Raw genomic sequence first — 3,523 nt, 5'->3', positions numbered from 1 at the left:
CGTGTGCTCTTCCGATCTTTAAATAATTTTTTATAAATATATATGGTATAGTAACGCATAAAATTTATATATTTAGTGAGACTTAATCTTAGATAACAAATGGAAAATAATAAAAATAATGATATAAATATAACAAAAGAAAACAAATTATCATTCACTGAGCTGTTCTTTCTATCCTTCCGTGGCCAGGCACCGTTTATGTCATTCCATTATTTGTTGGAATATATGTAATGTCTGTTTCTATCAGCATTTCTGGTTTATCAGCTCTTAGTAATTTTAATTCCTTCCTGTTCTTATGATCGTGCATTGGAAGTGTTAGATTATTATTCCTCATTATTTTATACACTGTTTTCTTAGCTATATTTATGCCTGAATTCCTCAATAATGCCCAGATTCTATTATAACCATATGTTATTCTTTCTTTGCATGGTTCCATTATTTCATTCACTATGCTGCTGTCAATCCTTGTTATACGCCTTTTATCTTTTTTTATTTTCATGCTTCTTATTGTAATAGCATGTTATCCTGTTAATTCCAGAATAATAACATGCTTTTGTTATTTCAATTCCATTATTATTCATCTCATCCACTGAACCCCCCTTTTCCTCCTCATATAATTTTTTTTAATATTTCATTTGCTATTGTCATTTCACCTATTATTGACTTTAATTTTTCATTCTCTTTAATTAAGGACTTATCAGGGTCTTTTCCTTCCAGTCCCTTTTTGCTTCCTTCTAAAAACTGTTACTTCCATTTATAAAATAGTGCTCCTGCTATTCCATGGTTCCTGCATATTTCTGCTATGGTAATATTTGGATTCTGGAATGATTCCATTATAATATTATATTTCTTCTCACTTGTATATATTCTTCTAGGCATTTTACATTGCCCCCTTTATATATTTATATAAATCATTCGTTATATATCTCTTTAGATGTGTTTAAGTTTAAACTATTCATAACCAACATAATATTAATATAAAAATATGTCAGACTTTTATTGTGAGATAATTGGCTGTAAGGCCATCCAAAGATGGGGATGGGGAGGTAATCCCTCTTACCTATCATGGAATTTTTTTTAACTCTTAAGCGGGAAGTTACTTTCTATACTTAATGAGATGAACGCTAGGACGATAACTTACAAGGGCAGTTGTTAACATGGGTAACAGAAATCATACCTGTAACATATTTCAATGTTTAAAACCCCCTTATAACCTATCTAAATTTCACAAATAATGCCATATATTCAGATCGTTTCTAGGCGTCATTTCATGTGGGCTGGTACTTAAAATATGCTTTATTGGTTATAAACCATCTGAAATAGAGCATAGGCCAATTTCTTCAATTTTAGGTTACATGAAGTTGCAGTTAACCTTATTAGCAAATACATAATATAATAAACATGGTAGATTACATTCCTCCAAAGTTTAACGAAAATGCTTTCAATTGCCCACATTGTGGAGTTTATGCCCATCAGGAATGGTTTTCTGGTGTCGGCTATGGAAATCTTGCCCGTCAATATATGGGTGATATTGTTGACGTTGTAGGTATCAAGGGGGAACTTGCTGGAATGAGTGTGTCTGTATGCTCACATTGCCATAAGGAAGTTATTTGGCTTAATGAAAACATCTTATTGCCAAGAAATTTGCCAGTCCCCCCGCCACCTGAGGGCACACCATTAGAAGTAAAAAATATCTATATAGAAGCAGGGAAGGTTCTTAACGATTCACCAAGAGCATCTGGGGCGTTAATGAGGTTAGCCCTTGAATTATTACTTCGGAATATTAAGAACAATAACTTACCGTTAGATGACAATATCAAGAAATTAGTAGAATCAGGCATTCCTGAACAACTTACAAAGGCACTTTCAATACTTAGAGTAAATGGCAACGATATAATGCATACTGGTGAAATTAAAATTTTAGAAAATAAGGATGATGTGCTGTATTTATTCAATATCTTCAATATGATTGTCGAAGACCTTATTACATGGCCTAAAAAACTTAATGAATTTTACAAAAAAATACCTGAGTCAAAGCGAAAGGAAATTGAAAAGAATCCAAGTAAGGATAGGAATTGATATCAACTCTTATTCATTTCATTCCTGAATTTGTTTAACAATTCTGGATCCTTTAATATTTCCTCCAAGACATTCTCAATTAATTTAGACTTAAATGATTCGGGTGCATTCTCTATCATCTTCTTTGCCATTCCTGGTATTATATTAGATTTCTCTATTTTATCCTCTATTTCTTTTTCCTTGCTCTCATATTCTAAGGCCAGTTTCTCATCTAATGGAAGCCAGCAGTTATGGCAGTATTTGGCATCCTCTGGATTTAATGCATTGCACCTCGGGCATTTCTTCGGCATTGGCTCTATTATTTTATTCTCATCTATTTTAATGCCATAGGCCTTTAATATTGCATTGTCATGGTCCCTCATTGATAAATGTATATATGTTCTTGTCTGCCTTGATCCATGTACCCATCCCATCTGTGATTCCAATGGTGCCTCTGCAACCTTTGATGCCAGAATTGTTGCCCTGGTATGCCTGAATAGATGCGGGTATATCCTTCTTTTTATTCCAGATCTCCTCTTTGCCTTCAATATCATGGACCTGACCTCATCATAGCCCATCCTCTCATTGTTTTTCATTATGAAAAGCCAGGAATCAGGATCCTTTAATGGATGGTCATTCAGGTACTCTTTTAGATAATATATTGAATTTCCTATAATCCTGACCTCCCTAAATCCTGTTTTTCCTGTAACAGATATAATTGCACCATAATCATCGAATCTTAAATCCTTTATCTTCATTGTAAGCAATTCAGAGATCCTGCATCCTGAATCATACAACAATGATATTAACGCCCTGTCCCTTGAATTCCTGCAACCATTTATTAATTTTATTTCCTCATCTTTAGTAATTAATGATTCGGGCTTTATTTCATGTGATGGATGGGAATTAAATTTAATCCATTCAACGCATTCTGGATATATTTTATTATTTCCAAGAAGCCATTTATAGAACTTTTTTAATGTTACATAGTATGATTCTATTGAATTATCTGATGGCCTATGCTCATCAGATCCACCCCGTTTAACCCTGGAATTCATTATATTCGATATTACCATTTTAATATCCTTTTTATCAGGGTTTAAAAACCTGTCATTAAGCATTAAGGCTATTTTCCTTAACCTTATTATATAGGCATATTTCCTGCCGTCAGATATTCCTGAAAATGTTAAGTCATCTATGAATTCCTTTATTTTCTCCTTTGATTCTTTGTTTATTTTTATGCTATCAATTTTCTTGATCTCTCTTTGAAGGTAAAATGTATAATCCATATATGATAAAATGCATCGGATCAATATAATGATTTGCATGTGCATTGAGTATTTTACTGTATGCACGTCCTCTGCATGATTATGACTATTCTATGTATAATTAAATATGCTCTGTTTTTATTGTATAATATCTAATGGTTGGTTTTCAAAAAATGAGAATGTTCTCATTTTTAATA

4 protein-coding genes are annotated in these 3,523 nt (G+C 32.6%); 1 reads left to right on the top strand and 3 read right to left on the bottom strand.

What is annotated here, in order from left to right; all coding sequences use genetic code 11:
- Positions 1-196: 196 nt before the first annotated feature.
- Together AOG55_RS09835 and AOG55_RS09110 are read right to left on the bottom strand one after the other, a co-directional pair.
- Positions 197-499, bottom strand: a complete 303-nt coding sequence (locus AOG55_RS09835) for an IS3 family transposase (protein ID WP_055040866.1) — start codon at positions 497-499, stop codon at positions 197-199.
- Positions 500-744: 245 nt separating this feature from the next.
- A complete protein-coding gene (locus tag AOG55_RS09110; RefSeq protein ID WP_082180411.1) occupies positions 745-879 on the bottom strand; it encodes a transposase in 135 nt (44 codons plus the stop codon).
- A gap of 522 nt (positions 880-1,401) precedes the next feature.
- On the opposite strand from AOG55_RS09110, the gene AOG55_RS02920 reads away from it, so the two are divergent.
- Positions 1,402-2,079: a DUF4145 domain-containing protein gene (locus AOG55_RS02920; protein WP_048100834.1), complete on the top strand. Its 678-nt coding sequence runs from the start codon at positions 1,402-1,404 to the stop codon at positions 2,077-2,079.
- 2 nt (positions 2,080-2,081) lie between these two features.
- Here the strand turns inward: AOG55_RS02920 and AOG55_RS02915 are convergent, their stop codons facing one another.
- The gene (locus tag AOG55_RS02915; protein WP_055040865.1) at positions 2,082-3,347 is read right to left on the bottom strand and encodes a site-specific integrase; all 1,266 of its coding nucleotides are present in this window, start codon (positions 3,345-3,347) and stop codon (positions 2,082-2,084) included.
- Positions 3,348-3,523 lie beyond the last annotated feature (176 nt).

This window comes from Acidiplasma cupricumulans (assembly GCF_001402935.1).
Lineage (GTDB): Archaea > Thermoplasmatota > Thermoplasmata > Thermoplasmatales > Thermoplasmataceae > Acidiplasma > Acidiplasma aeolicum.
Note: the sequence above shows the minus strand (reverse complement) of the source record. Positions and strands in the feature narration are given on the sequence as shown.